The 15,963-nt window shown below is 65.3% G+C and carries 17 protein-coding genes; 6 read left to right on the forward strand and 11 right to left on the reverse strand.

All coding sequences use genetic code 11. The annotated features are described in order from the left end of the window. Positions 1 to 28: 28 nt before the first annotated feature. Entirely contained in the window at positions 29 to 655 is a 627-nt protein-coding gene (rdfA, locus tag NKH31_RS08610) for a rod-determining factor RdfA (RefSeq protein ID WP_254864732.1), read from the forward strand. Positions 656 to 744: 89 nt separating this feature from the next. Continuing rightward, positions 745 to 2,685 carry an archaea-specific SMC-related protein gene (locus NKH31_RS08615; protein WP_254864733.1) on the forward strand — a complete coding sequence of 647 codons (1,941 nt, stop codon included), beginning with the start codon at positions 745 to 747 and terminating at the stop codon, positions 2,683 to 2,685. A gap of 262 nt (positions 2,686 to 2,947) precedes the next feature. Here the strand turns inward: NKH31_RS08615 and NKH31_RS08620 are convergent, their stop codons facing one another. The 3 genes from NKH31_RS08620 to NKH31_RS08630 all read right to left on the reverse strand — a co-directional run bounded on the left by NKH31_RS08620 (position 2,948) and on the right by NKH31_RS08630 (position 6,889). After that, positions 2,948 to 4,147 (reverse strand): MFS transporter, encoded by a 1,200-nt coding sequence (locus tag NKH31_RS08620; protein ID WP_254864734.1) that lies wholly within the window; start codon positions 4,145 to 4,147, stop codon positions 2,948 to 2,950. A 154-nt stretch (positions 4,148 to 4,301) separates the two neighbouring features. Next, entirely contained in the window at positions 4,302 to 5,720 is a 1,419-nt protein-coding gene (locus NKH31_RS08625; RefSeq protein ID WP_254864735.1) for a zinc ribbon domain-containing protein, read from the reverse strand. Further along, positions 5,717 to 6,889 carry a thiolase domain-containing protein gene (locus tag NKH31_RS08630; protein WP_254864736.1) on the reverse strand — a complete coding sequence of 391 codons (1,173 nt, stop codon included), beginning with the start codon at positions 6,887 to 6,889 and terminating at the stop codon, positions 5,717 to 5,719. The genes NKH31_RS08625 and NKH31_RS08630 overlap by 4 nt, the downstream gene beginning before the upstream one ends. A gap of 321 nt (positions 6,890 to 7,210) precedes the next feature. Between NKH31_RS08630 and NKH31_RS08635 the strand changes: the two genes are divergently transcribed. Further along, the gene (locus tag NKH31_RS08635) at positions 7,211 to 7,678 is read left to right on the forward strand and encodes a hypothetical protein (protein WP_254864737.1); all 468 of its coding nucleotides are present in this window, start codon (positions 7,211 to 7,213) and stop codon (positions 7,676 to 7,678) included. 52 nt (positions 7,679 to 7,730) lie between these two features. Here the strand turns inward: NKH31_RS08635 and NKH31_RS08640 are convergent, their stop codons facing one another. The 5 genes from NKH31_RS08640 to NKH31_RS08660 form a co-directional block, all read right to left on the reverse strand. Next, on the reverse strand, positions 7,731 to 8,159 hold the full coding sequence (locus NKH31_RS08640) for a hypothetical protein (RefSeq protein ID WP_254864738.1): 429 nt from the start codon (positions 8,157 to 8,159) through the stop codon (positions 7,731 to 7,733). 77 nt (positions 8,160 to 8,236) lie between these two features. Then, positions 8,237 to 9,241: an ornithine cyclodeaminase family protein gene (locus NKH31_RS08645; protein WP_254864739.1), complete on the reverse strand. Its 1,005-nt coding sequence runs from the start codon at positions 9,239 to 9,241 to the stop codon at positions 8,237 to 8,239. Between the two features lie 485 nt (positions 9,242 to 9,726). After that, a complete protein-coding gene (locus NKH31_RS08650; protein WP_254864740.1) occupies positions 9,727 to 9,957 on the reverse strand; it encodes a hypothetical protein in 231 nt (76 codons plus the stop codon). 227 nt (positions 9,958 to 10,184) lie between these two features. Beyond that, complete coding sequence (locus tag NKH31_RS08655; RefSeq protein WP_254864741.1) at positions 10,185 to 10,895, reverse strand: class I SAM-dependent methyltransferase; 711 nt, start codon at positions 10,893 to 10,895, stop codon at positions 10,185 to 10,187. Between the two features lie 343 nt (positions 10,896 to 11,238). Continuing rightward, positions 11,239 to 12,468 carry a SipW-dependent-type signal peptide-containing protein gene (locus NKH31_RS08660; protein ID WP_254864742.1) on the reverse strand — a complete coding sequence of 410 codons (1,230 nt, stop codon included), beginning with the start codon at positions 12,466 to 12,468 and terminating at the stop codon, positions 11,239 to 11,241. A 745-nt stretch (positions 12,469 to 13,213) separates the two neighbouring features. On the opposite strand from NKH31_RS08660, the gene NKH31_RS08665 reads away from it, so the two are divergent. Genes NKH31_RS08665 through NKH31_RS08675 form a run of 3 tightly spaced genes read left to right on the forward strand, consistent with a single transcriptional unit; the run spans position 13,214 to position 14,723 of the window. After that, on the forward strand, positions 13,214 to 13,813 hold the full coding sequence (locus NKH31_RS08665; RefSeq protein ID WP_254864743.1) for a DUF7344 domain-containing protein: 600 nt from the start codon (positions 13,214 to 13,216) through the stop codon (positions 13,811 to 13,813). Beyond that, a complete protein-coding gene (locus NKH31_RS08670) occupies positions 13,810 to 14,352 on the forward strand; it encodes a signal peptidase I (protein WP_254864744.1) in 543 nt (180 codons plus the stop codon). The genes NKH31_RS08665 and NKH31_RS08670 overlap by 4 nt, the downstream gene beginning before the upstream one ends. Beyond that, on the forward strand, positions 14,349 to 14,723 hold the full coding sequence (locus tag NKH31_RS08675) for a hypothetical protein (RefSeq protein WP_254864745.1): 375 nt from the start codon (positions 14,349 to 14,351) through the stop codon (positions 14,721 to 14,723). Before NKH31_RS08670 ends, NKH31_RS08675 begins: the two co-directional genes overlap by 4 nt. Here NKH31_RS08675 and NKH31_RS08680 read toward each other — a convergent pair. The 3 genes from NKH31_RS08680 to mntA all read right to left on the reverse strand — a co-directional run bounded on the left by NKH31_RS08680 (position 14,716) and on the right by mntA (position 15,943). Next, positions 14,716 to 14,970 (reverse strand): hypothetical protein, encoded by a 255-nt coding sequence (locus NKH31_RS08680; protein ID WP_254864746.1) that lies wholly within the window; start codon positions 14,968 to 14,970, stop codon positions 14,716 to 14,718. The two genes, NKH31_RS08675 and NKH31_RS08680, sit on opposite strands and share 8 nt — an antisense overlap. 110 nt (positions 14,971 to 15,080) lie before the next feature. Beyond that, positions 15,081 to 15,503, reverse strand: coding sequence for a type VII toxin-antitoxin system HepT family RNase toxin (gene hepT / locus NKH31_RS08685; RefSeq protein ID WP_254864747.1), 423 nt, complete (start codon positions 15,501 to 15,503; stop codon positions 15,081 to 15,083). Beyond that, positions 15,503 to 15,943 carry a type VII toxin-antitoxin system MntA family adenylyltransferase antitoxin gene (mntA, locus tag NKH31_RS08690; protein ID WP_254864748.1) on the reverse strand — a complete coding sequence of 147 codons (441 nt, stop codon included), beginning with the start codon at positions 15,941 to 15,943 and terminating at the stop codon, positions 15,503 to 15,505. The genes hepT and mntA overlap by 1 nt, the downstream gene beginning before the upstream one ends. Positions 15,944 to 15,963: the final 20 nt, after the last annotated feature.

The raw sequence follows: 15,963 nt of genomic DNA on the forward strand, positions 1-15,963 counted from the left end.
TTTTTTCCCGGCCGCGTCACGTCCAGGCATGGACAGTGGGGAGTCGGCCGGTGATCCGACGGACAGCAAGGTCGGGCGACTCATCGAGACGTACGGACTTTCGGGGTTGGGTGAGGAACTCGCGGCGCGCTGGACCGCGCCGGCCGACGAGCGATCGAGCCTGCGCGAACTCGCCGACGTCTTCAACCGGCGATTGCTTTCGGCCGCGCTCGAAGACGCCGGCGTCGAGACGATCGACGGCGACGTCGAGAGCGTCTACCGCGTGCTAACCGACGACGTCTCGGCCGGGGTTCGAACGGAGACGAAGCGCCGACTCCGACGGGAGGGTGTCGACGTCGACGAACTCGAGTCGGCGTTCGTCTCTCACCAGGCGATCCACACCTACCTCAGAACCTACCGGGACGTCGCGTACGAACCGGACGAACGGAGCCCCGAACGACAACGCGAGATCGAGCGCGATCGCATCCGTCGCCTTCGGCGTCGGACGGAGGTCGTCACCGAAGACGCGATTTCACGACTGGCCGGATCCGACAGGCTGTCCGTCGGCGATTCGAGCGTCCTCGTCGACGTTCGGGTCTTCTGTGACGACTGCGGGACGGACTACACGGTGGACGAGTTACTCGATCTGGGCGGCTGTGCGTGCACGGAGACGTGATCGTCCCGTAAGCGGCTGCGGACGCCGCGACGCGGGTACGAAGTCGAAAACGCCATCATCTTTATCCCGCCGTGAGTACAGGCGCTACAATGGATCAGCAGTCACCCGTCGCCGACCGCGTCGAAGTCGACGTCGAGAACGTCGGCGGGATCGACGAAACTCGCGTCGAGTTTTCACCCGGGATAACGGTCCTCACCGGGCGGAACGCGACGAACCGTACGTCGTTTCTCCGATCGCTGATGGCCGTCCTCGGAAGCGACGAGTACTCGTTAAAGAGCGACGCCGACTCGGGGCGAGTCGAACTCTCGATCGGTGACGAAACCTTCACGCGGACCTTAGAGCGGACGAACGCCACCGTCACGAGCGGCGGCGAACCGTACCTGGACGACCCGACGCTGGCCGACCTGTTCGCGTTCTTGCTCGAGTCGAACGAGGCGAGGCGGGCCGTCGAGCGCGGCGGTGACCTGCGCGAACTCATCATGCGCCCCGTCGACACGGAGGCGATCCACGCCGAGATCGACCGATTGCGCGAGCGGAAGGCGTCGATCCGCGACGAACTCGACGAGCTCGACGAACTAGAGCGCGAGCGGACGCGCCTCGAATCCGAGCGGACGCGCCTCGAATCCGACCTCGAGACTGCCCGAGACGAACGCGACGAACGCGAACGCTCCCTCGAATCCTACGATCGAGACGTCGAGGAGACTCGCTCGGAAAAGGACGAACTCGAGTCGGCGCTTTCTGAACTCAACGAGGTACGTTCGGAACTCGAATCGGTGCGTTTCGAGATCGAAACCCAGCGAGAGAGCATCGAAACGCTGCGCGAGGAGCGAGAATCGCTGGGCGAGCGCCTGGACGAGGACGGCTCAGTTCCCGCCGAGGAACTGGCCCGGATCGAGGGTCGTCTCGAGGCGCTCCGCGAGCGAAAGGCCGAAGTCGAGTCGCTGGTCACCGACGTCCAGCGGATCGTTCGCTTCAACGAGGAGGTGCTCTCGGGCGACGAGGGAACCGTCGCGACCCTGCTCCGGTCCGACGAGGACGACCCGACGGACGCCCTCGTCGCCGACGAGGTGGTCTGCTGGACGTGCGGGAGCGAGGTCGAGACGGACCGCATCGAATCGACGCTCGATGAGTTGCGCGAGCTTCGCGTCGAGACGTCGGCGACCCGTCGCGATCTGAACGCGGAGATCGACGAGGTATCCGCGGAGAAACGACGACTCGAATCGGAGCGAGAGTCGATCCGAGACGACAGCCGGCGACTCGACCGGATCGACGCCGAACTCGACGATCGCGAAGCGACCGTCGCGTCGCTGGTAGACGACCGCGAGCGACTGACCGAGCGCGTCCGATCGCTCGAAGCCGAGGTCGAGGAACTCGACGTCGTCGACGAGTACGACGAGATGCTCGATCGCCACCGAGAGCTAAACCAGGCGGAGTTTCGCATCGACCAGCTCGAAGACGAGCTGGCCGAAACCGAGCGGGAGATCGACGCACTCGACGAGCGACTGGGCGAGCGTTCGACGCTCGAATCCCGCCTCGAGGACGTCTCGGCCGAACTCGACTCGCGCCGGACCGAGATCGAGCGGATCGAAGCCGACGCCGTCTCGCACTTCAACGAGCACATGGAGGAGGTACTCGACATCCTCGAGTACGACAACCTCGATCGGATCTGGATCGAACGCACGACGACGGAGAAACGTGAGGGCCGTCGGACGGTCGAAGCGAGCACGTTCGACCTCCACATCGTCCGTTCGACGGACGCGGACGTCGCCTACGAGGATACGGTCGACAACCTGAGCGAGAGCGAGCGCGAGGTGACCGGCCTGGTGTTCGCGCTGGCGGGCTACCTGGTCCACGACGTCTACGAAACGCTTCCGTTCGTCCTGCTGGACTCGCTCGAGGCGATCGACGCCGACCGAATCGCGCGACTCGTCGAGTACATCGGCGCCTACGTCGACGCGCTCGTCGTCGCGTTACTGCCCGAAGACGCCGCGGCGCTCTCAGACGAGTACGAGCGCATTACGGAGATATAAGGCGTCGACGGTTCAATCTCCAATCGTCGCTACTTGTGTGCGTTAGAACGCGCCGGCCGAGTAAGGGGGATCACGCCGGCCGGCGAGTCGAATTCAAATGGCAGGGGTCTGGCCATTGACGTCGGTGTGTCGGCCCCGCCAGTTCACCCTGGGCTATCCGCCATAAAAGAAGTACTGGCCAAATTCAGACACTATAGCGGCCATAGCGCCTGGAACGGTGATTCGGGTTGGTTGTGCTGTGGCCGACCATCGACCATGTGGCTTACGCCCGCGGCATCCGAAGCGTCAGACCGATGACGACGACCATGATGACCGCGAGCGCGAGGTAGCCCTGATCGAAGAAGCCGTACTCGCCGATCACGCCGAAGACGACCGGTCCCGCTGCGCCGAGCGTCGCCGTCGCCGTTCGGACGACGCCGAGGCCGGCGCCCTGTCGCTCGTCCGTGAACGAGTCGGCCAGAAACGACTGGGTGATCGCCCCGGAGCCGAGCATGGTGGCGACGAGCGCGGTGACGGCGACGAGCGCCCACAGCTCCGAGACGAACGGGAGCGCGAGCAGGCCGACCGTCGGCGGGCTCAACACGGCGACGAGCGATCGGCGCATGCCGAATCGGTCGTAGGCGGCGCCGGCAAGCGGTTTGACGACGACGCCGACGGCGAAGAAGAACCCGAACAGCAGGCTCGCGACCGCCGGCGACAGCCCCTTGATCGACTCGAGGTAGGTGGGGTAGAAGGCGGTGAACGACTGCCAGAGAAACATGAACAGAAACAGGATCACCGCCATGGTGCCGATCTCGGACGTGCGAAGCTCTCGAAAGACGCCGAGGGTCTCCCGGAGGGTGAGCGGCTCGTGGTCGACGTCGGTCGGCCGGGCCGGCACCGCGAGGTAGATGGCCAGCGCGCCGACGACCAGCAGCGGGACGACGAACCCGAGGCCGGCCTGCCAGGCGACGACGCCGGCGACGACGGTCGCGATCGGGGGCAAGATCGTCTGTCCGACGTCGCCCGTCGCCATCGTCACGCCGAGGGCGCTTCCCAGCCGATCCTGGTAGAGTTTCGAGAGGACGGTGATCCGCGCGATCGGGTACATCGAGTGGCCGACGCCCCAAAGCGCGGTCGCGAGAAACAGAACGGCCGGCGTGCTCGCCGTCACCACCAGCGCGAGGGCGACGGCGACGACGAGCGCGCCGCCGGCCATGAGCGTCCGCTCGGGGTAGCGATCGGCGAGAACGCCGCCGGGAAGTTGTCCGAGCGCGGCGAACAGCCACAGGACGGAGACGAGCAATCCCGCGACCGGGAGCGAAAGCGCGTAAGTCTCCTGGAGCGAGGGGATGAGAACGGGCAGGATCATCCGGGCGCCGACGAGCACGCCCCAGACGCTCGCGACTGCGAGCAGGGCGGTGCCGGTCCCGCCGTCCCACAGCGCCGAGAGTTCCCGTTTCAGCCCGGATCGAACGCCCATTGCCTACGCGCACACAGGGTGGGTTCGCGGATAACCGTTGGTTCCGCCGCACGGATTTCCGGTTCGTGCGGACTCGTCGGGTGTGAACCCGGATTCGTTCGCGCTCCGGGTTCGTTCTGGCTCAGGGTCGACCGTGGCCGATTCGGCCGCGCAGTCACTCGGCCTGCGGTCTGACCTTGAACCCGTAGCGGGTGACGCCCTCCTGGGTGTAGATCCGGCGGATCGTCGCCTCGATCCGGTCGCCGACGGCGAAGGCCGAGGGGTCGGCGTCGGTTCCCATCGCCGGGGCGCTGACCGAACTCCCGCCGTCCGGCGCGTCGAAGGCGACGACGACGGCCGCGTAGTCGCCCGATCGCGACTGCTGTTCGGCGAATTCGGGCGGGGCACCACCCTGCGAGATGGTCGTGACCGACTCGATCGTTCCCGTTCCCGGGAGCGCGACGGGTTCGTACTCGACGAGGGTTCGACAGTCCGGACAGGCACCCTCGGGCGGGAAGGATATCGCCTCGCAGGCGGGACAGCGGCCGGCTTCGAGTCGGTACCGCTGAGGAATCGATCGGCGCCACGTCGGGACGCTGACGTAGGCGCCGCCGCCCGACGGCGAGCCGGAGGTAACGTCGCCGCGCTGGCGGAGGTACTCGGCGTAGGTGCAGGGCTGCTCGCCGTCGACGTCGACGGCCGTCGGGACGGCCGCGTCCGATTCGATGGCGACGGCCTGTGCACTCTCGCCGTAGCCGACGGCCAGGATCGAAACGTGGCCGTCGGCCAGCGCGTTCGCGAGCGTCACCGGGACGCTCGCCGCCCCGAGGTCGCCGAGGTCGTGGACCGTCGCGCACGCGGCGATCGCGTCGGTGTCGACGCCGAGGGCGCCCGCCGCGCGGTAGGGCAGTTTTCCGTCCGGGGCCTGGATCGCGACGGCGTCGGGCTCCGGATCACCATCGAGGCCGGAGACCGCGCCACGGACCGCCTCCGTGAACGCGTCTCGATCGTACTGCGTGACCGAGAGTCCTTCGGTCGAGCGCTCGCCCGCCCGTCGAAATCGCGTTCCCGGGGTGGCCACAGACCAGCTGGCGCGATCTACGATCTGTGCCGGGCCGTCTGCCGTGAGCACGAACGCCGCGGCCCCGGCCCCGGCGGCGTGGTCGATCGCGTCGTCCGGCTCGCCCCGCGGGGCGTCCGCGACGACGACGAGCGCGCACTCGTCACGGTCCGCCGCGTCCATCGCGGTCCAGATCGCGCTCGTTCCGGCGCTCGTGCCCCCGGCGAACAACCGCCGGCTCGCGCCGGCGTCGATCCCGAGCATCTCGCCCAGTCGCGAGGTCGACTCGCCTTCTTCCACCGGCGGGGTCGTCGTGGCGAACCCGAGCCACGTGACGTCGTCCGGCTCGACAGACCCGACGTCGAGAGCCCGGCTGGCGGCCTCGTACCCCATCGTCAGGGCGTCCTCGTCGGCGGCGGGGACGGCCGTCTCGCGGATGCCGGCGCCCTGGAACCGACCCCACGCCTCCTCGTACTCCTCGGCCGCGATCCGGAGCCGCGGGGCGTACGCGGCGCCAGCGGTGATCCCCGTCATACCATCACCTCTCGTTCGAAGACGCAGACGACGGCGGCGCCGCCGCTCCCGCCCACGTTGTGCGTGAGTCCGTAGACCGGGTCGTCGACCTGGCGATCGCCCGCCTCGCCGGAGAGCTGTGCGAACGCCTCGACCACCTGGCCGGCTCCGGTCGCGCCGATCGGGTGGCCCTTCGACTTGAGGCCGCCGGAGGTGTTGACCGGCAGGTCGCCGTCGCGTTCGGTCCGTCCGGACTCGATCAGGTCGCCCGACTCGCCCCGCTCGCAGAAGCCGAGGTCCTCGTAGGCGAGCAGCTCCGCGATGGCGAAGCAGTCGTGGACCTCGGCGAAATCCAGGTCGTCCGGGCCGACGCCGGCCATCTCGTAGGCGGCCTCGGCGGCCCGCCGGCTGGCGGGGATCTCGGTGTACGATTCGCGCTGGAACAGTCCGACGGCGTCGCTGCCGGCGCCGACGCCGGCGACCCGAATGGGGTCGTCCGTGTACGACTCGACGACGTCCTCGCTCGCGATCAGCGCGCAGGCGGCCCCGTCGGACGTGGGACAGCAGTGATAGAGCGTGAGCGGGTCGGCGACGACGGGTGCCGACTGGGCGTCCTCGAGCGTGCACTCGAAGCCGAGCTGTGCCTTGGGGTTTCTCGCGCCGTTTTCGTGATTCTTCACGGCGACCCGCGAGAGCTGCTCGCGCGTCGTTCCGTAGCGCTCCATGTGCGCCGACGCCATCTGGGCGTAGACGCCGGAGAACGTGGTGCCCGACAGGCGTTCCCACTCGGTCTCGCCCGAGACGCCGAGCCAGTACTTCGTCGCGTCGGAACTCGCGTCCGTCATGACCTCGAACCCGCCGGCCAGGACGACGTCCGCCATCCCGGACTTGACCGCCTGGACGGCCTGTCTGATCGAAAAGCCGCTTGCGGCGCAGGCGTTCTCGACGCGCGTGCAGGGGACGCCGCCGAGGCCGACGTGTTCGGTTACGGCCGGCCCCGAGAGGCCGAGTTGCCGGCCGCCGACGCCGAGGGTGCCGACGAACGCTTCGTCGATCGCGTCCGGATCGAAGCCGGCCGGGACGCTCTCTACCGCCGCTTCGAACGCCGTCCGAAACAGCGAGCGATAGCTCTCGTCGGGAAACGCCCCGTAGGCCGACTGACCCGCACCGATCAGGTACGCATCTCGCATACTCGCTACTCTGTGCGCACTCCGAATAAACGCGACGTTCGACCGGGGTCGTCTCCGGGCGTCGAATTTATGGGCCGTTGCGTGTTATATGGTAACAATGAGTAGCCATTCCCGTTCCGGGAGGGGTCTCTCGACGTGTGCCAGCGTAGGATCGTCACCTCGATGGCTACCCGACCGAGTGCCGATTGACCGGTGTACGACCAGTCGGTGGACCGTTGACCGATTCCCAGCCGGGCCGAGGACCGCTGACCGACTGCCAACCGGCCCAGGGACAACTTGCCGATTGTCGACTGACCGATCGAGACGACCGAGGCGATCGCCGTGCCGCTGACGACCGTCGCGAAGAACCTGCCCTGGCAGGCGCTCTTTCAGGGGACCTACCTGTTCAGACGCTACCTCTTCGCGATGGAACCCGAGCCCGTCGAGCACGTCCTCGTCGAGGGCCTCGAGCCGGACGAACTCACCGAAGTGTTCCTCTCCGCCGGGCTGTTGAAGGGCGATTACGCGTCGTACTACTACTTCGGCGAGGAACTCAACATGGTCCACGGAATCTACAAACCGGACGAGTTCGAGTGGTACCAGTACCACGTCCGCGGCTTTTCCTGCGAGGCGGGGACGCGATTGCGTCCGCACACGGAGCTGTACTGGCGGATGTACCCGAAACGCCACATGCGCCTAGAGAATCTCTCCGTCGAGGAGGGAGTCGCGCGGACCGAAGAGATCCTGGACGAGGCGGCCGTCGACTACGAGGTGGTCGACGGCCCGATCGTCGGCGTCGATTCTGGCTGACGCCACGGGTGTTCCCGACCGAACGGTCGGTCTTCGCGGGTGAGAGAAGCGTTCAGTCCGAGCCGACGAGCCCGAGCAGGGCCGCGATTGCGAGCATCACCAGCCCGCCGCCGGCCAGCCCCGCCAGAACGAGCCCGGGTTCGAACGACATGGTGGTCGTCGGTGCCGTCGTCCCGTCGGGCAGGTGAACCGGCGTGTACGGCGGTTCCTCTTGCGGAAAGAGCGCGTCGACGTAGGCGATCACCATCGCGAACGTCAGGAAACCGGCGGCGAGGTAGACCCACTCGCGCCCTCGCTCGATCAGGCCGGCCAGCGTCGCGCCGGCGAGAACGACGCCGGCGCCGAGGACGACCAGTCCGTACCGCGAGTCGACGCCCGCGGCGCTTCCCGACTCGATCGAGATCCACTCCAGAAGCGCCGCGACGATCAACACGCCGGCGAGCCCGAGGCCGACGTGATCTACGCGGTCGTACTCGCCCATCACCAGGGAGTGGCGGCGCGGCCGCTATGGGCGTTGCGGTCGCGGGCGCCGCGACGCCGAGCGGCGGCGCCGACCGATCACTCGAACGCGACGTCCGTCCCGACGTCGCCGTCGAGTGCCCGCCCGTATATCGACTCGGCGGCGGCCGCGTCGAGGACGGCGCTACCGACGCTCTCGACGACGGCGGGGCCGTCTGCGATCGGGCCGTCGTTCGGCCTATCGTCGTCCAGCAACGCCCCGAGCGGGATCAGCTCGTCGACGCCGCGCTCGCTCGCGACCACCTCGCCGATCTCGGCGACTTCCTCGGGGACGTCGGCGTAGATCCGACCGGCCCGGTCGAGCACCCTCGGATCGAGTTCGCACATCTCGTCCGTGTACGCGCCGACCGCGACGACGATCGCGTCGTCGGCCAACGCGTCGGCCGGAAACACCGGTTCGCGGCTGGTCGTCGCCGTCACGACCACGTCGGCGTCGGCGGTTTCCTCGGGCGTATCGGTCGCCCGCGCGTCGAACCCTCGCTCGCGGAGGTCGGCCGCACACGCCCGTTTCGAGTCGCTCGGCGAGTAGACGCGAACGGACTCGACGTCGACCGCGGCGCCGATCGCTCGCGTCTGCCAGCGCGCCTGCGTCCCCGCGCCGAACACGCCGAGGGTGATCGGGCCGTCCGCGAGCGCGCGAACCGAGACGGCGCCGATGCAGCCGGTCCGGGCGTTGGTGATGGTCGTCCCCTCCAGGAACGCGACGGGACGACCGGTTTCTGCCGATGCGAGTACGATCTGGGCGTGGACGGTCGGCAGGTCGGTATTGCCCTCGTGGACCGTCGCCAGTTTGGTCGCGCTGTAGGGCGAGCCGTGGACGTACGCCGGCATGGCGAGGCCAGTTCCGAGCGGCTCGGCGGACGGGCTGTTCGTAGATGCGCCCGATCCGTCAGCCGCGAGTCCGATCCCGACGGGATAGTGGGGGCGGTCGGGACGTTCGACCCGTCCGCGCGACTGGTCGACGAGCGCGTTCTGGGTGACGTCTACGAGCGCCTCGAGGTCGAGCAGTTCGGCGACGTCGTCCGCGGCGAGGACGCGAACCATTTCGTGGGACGTCGGCGTCGAGTCGCTTAACGATTGCTGGCCGTGGTGGGTTCTGTTGACTCGGGCTTTCGACGGAGATGCCGGTGGTGGCGACCGCACGACCGATCTAGCGGCCGTCATTCAGGGGCTGTCTGAACCGATATCAGCTGGACCGAGCGATTATCAACGGAACAATAATCACCAAATATTATATGGGGTGAACATGGTATTACTGTAGAATGAGTACGGGAGAACTGACGGACTACTGTCCCAATTGTGACGCGGAGCGACCGGTTCGCCGGACCGTTCCCTGGCAATCCGATCTCTGTGCGGAGTGTGGCGGGGATATCGAGTAAATTCGCCCGCCCGGACCGAAATGCGGGTACCGATGGATCCGGTCCGAATCGCCGCTCTCCGCACTCGCGTTCGGGCGTGATCGGACCCGCCGCTTCTCGACGTCGAGATCGACCGCAAGAACGAGTATCGGTACGGACTCCGGGCACGGCTCAGCGCACGCACTCGTTCGATCGTTCGGCGGTCTCTCCGCGCTCGGACTGAGCCGGCTGGTCGTCGGTCGGGCGGCGCCCGGGCCGAGACTGCGATCGGATCGACTCGATGATCGAATCGACGTCTCCCGCCTCGGCGAACTCGGGGCTATTTCTGGCCAGTGACAGCGCCATCACGAGCAACTCGACCTCGGTCCGGCGCAGTTCGACCGTCACCAGCTCGTCGTTCATGCTCACGGTACAGTCTGTGATGGTATGGGTCTTCTGTCGCATTCGTGTACAGGTCGGTCCCTCGATCGGGTCGACGGCGAGTCGGTCGGCATCGATCCCGATCGGTTTCTGAGAGAGCTGGTCTGTGGTGAAAGCTGACCGGCCGGTTACCGAACGTCTGGACGGTGTCCCGAGAGGCTGCGGATGCCGCGGGTCCATCGGACAGCACAATTTCGGAATTCCCGCCCTCACGGCGGTGAGTGTGACTTTTCCAGTATCGCTCTCCACTGCGTCTCACCGTAGGTGAGCGCGGTGACCTCCCACGGCGTTCCGATCGTTGCCTCTCGAAGCCGGTCCGCGCTAAAGACGCGGAACAAGAGCGTTTCCCCTACGTCCCCCTCGTACTCTTCGTGGTAGATCCGGTAGGCGAGGCCGGGCGCCGGGTCCTCACGGTACGCGAACACGTCCCCCGTGGCCTCCTTCTCGGGGGCGTAGTTGTCGAGGACTGCGGTCGCGTCGGGCGTCGTTACGAACGCGAGATCGTCCAGAAACTGGCGAACGCCCGCCATCGACCCGGCCAGCCCGACCTGCGTGCCGATCGCGTGCGCCGAGCGGAATCGGTCGCGGTCGAAGTGATTTCGGAGTGTGAACATATTCGCCACTCGAGCGTCGGCCACGCCTCGGTCGCGCAGTATCTCGACTAGGTGGTCACTCACCTCGATGGCGACCGTCTCGAACTGTTCTTGGTAATAGAGGGCATCCCGTCCCGCGCCGGCTCCGATATCGAGTAACGGGCCCTCCATCCACGCATCACGCCACGCGTCTTCGTCGTGTTCGCCAAAGTACCACCGTTCGATAGCGTGTTCGCGCGTTTCGTCACCGTCACGGTCGATGAGAGGCTCCTCCCGGCTACCGAGGTAGTGGTCGCGGATGGCGCGACCGAAGGGGTCGGCGGACATCGTGGTGTGGTATGGCTCAGCAATTGTACTAATAGTGTAATGAACGACGGTACCGATTCACACCGGTGCAACGTGCCGGACACGCCGACGGTGTTCGCAAACGCGCTCGTGCCGACAGGTCCGGAGAGACCGATCTCGAATAGTCCAACGGGGACGAAGATGGACGCGGTTTGTGATCCCACCGCGACGATGGCTCCTGGCGCTCGCAGGGAAGATTCCGTCCAGCGAGTCACGGGTCACAGTCGTCGCGTGACGCTCAGAACTAGATCTGTGTTCGATTCGTTGCCAGGGGAACTGCAATCGGTTCGAGTCGGTTCGGATTGCGACGAACCGGGCTCTCACGTCACTTCGCGAACGGGTTCGTCGGATTCTCGTTGTGTCGACACTGCTCGGTGTAGAACTTCAGGTCGAAGTCGATCGATTCTCCCTGAACCTCGTTGCCGACACCCTTCGGCAGGCACCACTCGAACCCGAGGTACTGCGTCGTCGAGTTCGGAACGCAGACGGGATCGCCGTTCGGCTTCTCGTCCGCACAGTACCAGAACGTGAGGTTGCTGATCGCGGCCTGCTGAGGTTCTGGTGAGGGTGTTTCCGGGGCGATAACCTCTGTACCTGATGTCGCACACTCCTCGTAGTCGTACGTGAGTGTATCGCCGGCGGCACCGACCTCGATCCGACAGAGCCCCTTGTTACTCTCCCAGTCGAACCCGTAGGCCTCGTCGTCTCCGTCCTTGAGATAGACGTTCGTGAGCGTAATCTCGACGCCCTCCTCGGGGAACGTGATCACGTCGCCGCTTCGTAGCTCGTCGGGATCGTGGCGTGTCGGATCGGTGTACTCTGCGAGGTTGTCGTCGTCTAGTTTCGGCAACTCGACGCACGTATCGGTCTTGGTACCCGACGTCGACGTCGGTTCGCCGTCGAGGAGGATCCCCTGGTTCAACGCGTCGAGGACGTCGCGAAGCGATCCCTCGACGATGATCGGCTCGTCGTCGTCGAGTTCGTTGTCGCCGTCTAGGTCGTGCCAGAGGACGGCCTCGATCTCGTCTGCGAGCACCGTCTCGTACGATTTGTTCTTCGCGCCGAGCCAGAGCCAGCCGGGGTTGTCACAGAGGTGGTAGCTGAACGTGATCTCGCCGCAGTCGCCCGGCTTGATGTCCTGGAGGTCGATCAACGAATCCTGCTTTTTCCCGAAGTAGTAGTCGTCGTCGAGGTCCGTACAGTAATCGATCTCGTCGTCGCCGATGTTTCGACCGAGATCGTCGTACCGATACGTCTGGCCGTCGACTTCGATCGACTGCTCGCCGTCTTTGTCGTGATCCGGGTGTGCGTTCACGTACGGGCGACCGGCGGTCCCGTAGTCCTGCGGTCGCTGGTCGTCCGGCGCGCCGTAGTAGAACTGCTGCCAGTCGAGTTTGAGTTCGAGTTCGCCGGCGACGAGTTCGTTTCCGCTGAACTTCTCGCCGTCGCTGAAGTACGCGCTGGTGCCTGCGCCGACGAGGGCGCCGCCGACGCCGACGGCGCCGAGCCCGGCGAGAACGTTGCGTCGCGATATCGTGTTGGATTCGTCCGTCATAGTGATCGGCCGCCACGAAACCGGCGTCGCCGGTTCATGGTGGGTGTCTCAAAGCCACTGGCTCCCGACGAGTAGCTATACACAGCCTCAGATCGCCTAGACGGCGCCTCGGACGCGCATACGATGTCTGTAGCGAGCGAGGGTGGTCGGTATCGGACCCCTTCGCCACGGCGACAAACCGATACTCATCAACCAATCAAATATCGATGTCGAATCCGAATATCCGACGGCTTGGGCGGTCTACTGTCGATTTTCGAAACAGCGGAGAAATACCGCATTTCCCTCACATAGCGCTCGTATATTCACGGTATTACGGCGGATGTGTCCGAATCATATTCGATCTGGAAACTACTTATGGGCACAACCCCGATTTCATGACTGACGAGTCTCAAATCACTTCTCTTCGGTTCTATCTAGCCGATTATTCCGTCCCGATGTAGGTGAATGACCCGGGTCGACAGCGTTCTCACCGATCGCAGGCGTTCCGACCGGTCCCACCGGGCGTTCACGCGGTGTGATCCGCCACTTTCAAAACGTGGAAACCGTCATAATACATCTTTAGATATTCTCCTCCGGACGTAGGTTCACACTCGAAATTGCTACAGAGTTCGTAACTAATTTTGAATAACAAGATGTGACGTTCGATGAGCCCAGAACCTCACAGTCAGAATAACACGGGGATACACGCTGTCGAGCGGTCGGCGCGGGTCGACCGTTCGGACGGCGACCGTCTCTCGGGAGAACGATGACCGCGGCGGCGTCCGCATCGGTTCGGACCGGCGACCTTCGCGACCGATCGCCGTCGCTGTCACAGGACACGGCCTTCAAGCTACTCAGCTGTCCGCGCCGACGGTACGTGATACACCTCCTCAAACAGGGGGATGGTCCGATCGAACTTCGCGATCTCGTGACCCACGTCGCCGCCTGGGAGAACGACGTTTCGGTCGACGAGACGACTTACGAGCAACGCATGCGGGTCTACACGGCGCTCAGGCAGTCACACCTTCCGAAACTCGACGACGGCGGCGTCGTCGAATTCAACGCAGACCGCGGCGTCGTCGAACCGACCGACGCCACCTCGCAGCTCGACGTCTACCTCGACGTCGTTCCCCACGACGACATCCCCTGGAGCACGTATTACGCGGGCCTTGGTGCGTTGTGTCTGTGGTTTACGGCCGGGGTCTGGTTCGGATTGCTCCCGTTCTCGCTCGTCTCGCCGACGCTCGGCATGCTCGTCGTCACGGTACTGTTTTCCGCCTCCGCGCTCGCACACGTCCGGTACGAGCGACGCCGGCGTCTGGGAGCCGACGGTCGGCCACCCGCGAACGGCCGGGGTGAGCGATGACCGTTCGGCGCGTCGCCCTCCTCGGAGCCGGGGTGGTCGTCGCCGTGCTCGTCGGTCTCGTCGCGATCGTCGCGTTTCCCGGCCTCGTCGGCGGGGACGCAGCCTTTTTCGTCACCTCGGGGAGCATGAGCCCGTCGATCGACTCGGGCGACGTCCTCATCGTCTCCGAATCGTCGCCCGCTGACGTCGAGGTCGGCGACGTCGTCACGGTCCAGACCGGTGACGAGCCGAATCCGGGGTACGTGACCCACCGTGTGGTCGACGTCGAGGTCGTCGACGGGGAGTACTACTTCCAGATTCAGGGCGACGCGAATCCCGAACCAGATCCCGGGTACGCGACCGCCGACGACGTCGTCGGCACCAGCCACCTCCAGATACCGTACGTCGGTTCGCTCCTGGTGTTTGCCCGATCCGGGATCGGCATCGCCGTGCTCGTCGTCCTCCCGGGACTCGCCCTCCTGACGTCCGGCTGTCTGGCCCTCGTCCGGGAACTTAGCGCGCTGGGGACCGACACCCACCCAGACCGGAGGAAGGCATGAGTGACGCCCGCCTACTCGCGGTCGTGGCCGCGTGCGTCTTTCTCGGCGTCGCTCTCGTCGGCGCCTCGTTCGCGGCGACGTCCGCGGGCCTTTCGGATTCCCAGTCGTTCGAGTCGAATCACGTCGGCGTCGGCAGCTGGGAGACGCTCGACGTCGGATCGACGACGAACGGGTCGACGCTCACCCTCTCCGTCGAGAACCCGACCGCGTCGACGGTGGTCGCCGCCTACACCGTCGGGGCCGACAACGTCACCGAATCGGGGGTGGTGTCACTCGAGCCCGGCGCGACGTGGACCGACGAGTTCGAGGCCGATCCCGCCGAGAACGGGACGGACCCCGAATGGGAAGTCGACGTCGAAGACGTCACCTAGAGCGGATTGTCTCGAGTGGAGCGAACGCTCGCGGTGGCCCGTCCTTCACGGTTCGGCGATTCGAACCCGCTTCGACCACCATGCGCTCAGGACGTTTCCCATCGGTCGAATCCTCCGTTTCTTCGGTTTCCGGCTCTTCTGGCGCTTCCGATTGGTCTTCAGGAGCTCCTTCGATCTCGTCCGCTGATTGTTCCTCTTTGGGCGGTTCGTCGGGCTCGCCCGTTCCGAATACGTCGACCGTCGTCATGGCGCTGTCGTCGCTCTTCCCTTGTTTCAGCGAGACTGAACGGCTTTTCCGCCGTATTCATCGACAGAACTGGTCATCTGTCGGCGAACGGGCTTTCGTGAACTCTCGGGTTATCGTGCTCGATACCAAACGGCGATTTCCTGTTGGAATCGATCGATCCACTCGAGATCTTCGTACAGAACGTCGTAGACGATGTCGTGATCGACGTCGCCGTATCGATGGGCGAGGTGATTTCGAAACCCAGTCGCCTCCGTGATTTTCGAACCGGTCTCGTCGGACACGATCCCGGCGTCGACGAGCGATTCGATCTCTTCACGAGCTGTTTCAACATGACCCAGCGATTCCGATGCACGTATGTGGGCCGCCAGGTCGATGCAGGATTGTATCGCGTTCATCAGTGACCGTTCGACCGCCCGCTGACGGATGACATCGTCGAGATACTCCTCTCTCGACACGCCTCGAATCTGCTTGCACTCGTCGGTATACTGATTAACTAACGAAAGTCGAGTCACGATAACGTCTTCATCGACCATCAAACATCCCCTTCTGCGAGTCTATCGATGAACTTGCGCCGGTACTTGGCTCGGCGCTCGGCAGACGCGTCGACGGTTCGGCTCAACCGGTCTTCGTCAGCGTCTTTCGTCGATTCGTCTCCGTAGATGAGCGTCCCTTCGGTGAGCGCCCGGTGTGCGACCGTGTCGGGAAGTCCCTCGATATCGCTTACGTCGACAAACGGATCCGCGACTGCCTGAACTGTAGCATCGATTCGATTTCGCGCCCGAAACCGCTCGCGTCGATCCAGTGAGTCGGAAAACCGGAGACAGATATCGATATCGGACGTCGGCGTTTGCGTCCCGTCCGCGTACGATCCGAACACCACCGCGTACTGAACGTCTTCCTCCTCCAGGATCGATTCGAATGCTTCGAGATTCACGGTCGACTGAACGTCGATACCCGGGTCCCCCTCGGACATACGCCTCCGTACGGCACACA

Origin of the sequence: Halovivax gelatinilyticus (assembly GCF_024300625.1) — an archaeon.
Classification (GTDB): Archaea; Halobacteriota; Halobacteria; order Halobacteriales; family Natrialbaceae; genus Halovivax; species Halovivax gelatinilyticus.

Bases quoted from the DNA above. Each gene is read 5' to 3' on its own strand.
- rdfA (WP_254864732.1), top strand. From the start codon at position 29: ATGGACAGTGGGGAGTCGGCCGGTGATCCGACGGACAGCAAGGTCGGG.
- NKH31_RS08615 (WP_254864733.1), top strand. From the start codon at position 745: ATGGATCAGCAGTCACCCGTCGCCGACCGCGTCGAAGTCGACGTCGAG.
- NKH31_RS08620 (WP_254864734.1), bottom strand. From the start codon at position 4,147: ATGGGCGTTCGATCCGGGCTGAAACGGGAACTCTCGGCGCTGTGGGAC.
- NKH31_RS08625 (WP_254864735.1), bottom strand. From the start codon at position 5,720: ATGACGGGGATCACCGCTGGCGCCGCGTACGCCCCGCGGCTCCGGATC.
- NKH31_RS08630 (WP_254864736.1), bottom strand. From the start codon at position 6,889: ATGCGAGATGCGTACCTGATCGGTGCGGGTCAGTCGGCCTACGGGGCG.
- NKH31_RS08640 (WP_254864738.1), bottom strand. From the start codon at position 8,159: ATGGGCGAGTACGACCGCGTAGATCACGTCGGCCTCGGGCTCGCCGGC.
- NKH31_RS08645 (WP_254864739.1), bottom strand. From the start codon at position 9,241: ATGGTTCGCGTCCTCGCCGCGGACGACGTCGCCGAACTGCTCGACCTC.
- NKH31_RS08650 (WP_254864740.1), bottom strand. From the start codon at position 9,957: ATGAACGACGAGCTGGTGACGGTCGAACTGCGCCGGACCGAGGTCGAG.
- NKH31_RS08655 (WP_254864741.1), bottom strand. From the start codon at position 10,895: ATGTCCGCCGACCCCTTCGGTCGCGCCATCCGCGACCACTACCTCGGT.
- NKH31_RS08660 (WP_254864742.1), bottom strand. From the start codon at position 12,468: ATGACGGACGAATCCAACACGATATCGCGACGCAACGTTCTCGCCGGG.
- NKH31_RS08665 (WP_254864743.1), top strand. From the start codon at position 13,214: ATGACCGCGGCGGCGTCCGCATCGGTTCGGACCGGCGACCTTCGCGAC.
- NKH31_RS08670 (WP_254864744.1), top strand. From the start codon at position 13,810: ATGACCGTTCGGCGCGTCGCCCTCCTCGGAGCCGGGGTGGTCGTCGCC.
- NKH31_RS08675 (WP_254864745.1), top strand. From the start codon at position 14,349: ATGAGTGACGCCCGCCTACTCGCGGTCGTGGCCGCGTGCGTCTTTCTC.
- NKH31_RS08680 (WP_254864746.1), bottom strand. From the start codon at position 14,970: ATGACGACGGTCGACGTATTCGGAACGGGCGAGCCCGACGAACCGCCC.
- hepT (WP_254864747.1), bottom strand. From the start codon at position 15,503: ATGGTCGATGAAGACGTTATCGTGACTCGACTTTCGTTAGTTAATCAG.
- mntA (WP_254864748.1), bottom strand. From the start codon at position 15,943: ATGTCCGAGGGGGACCCGGGTATCGACGTTCAGTCGACCGTGAATCTC.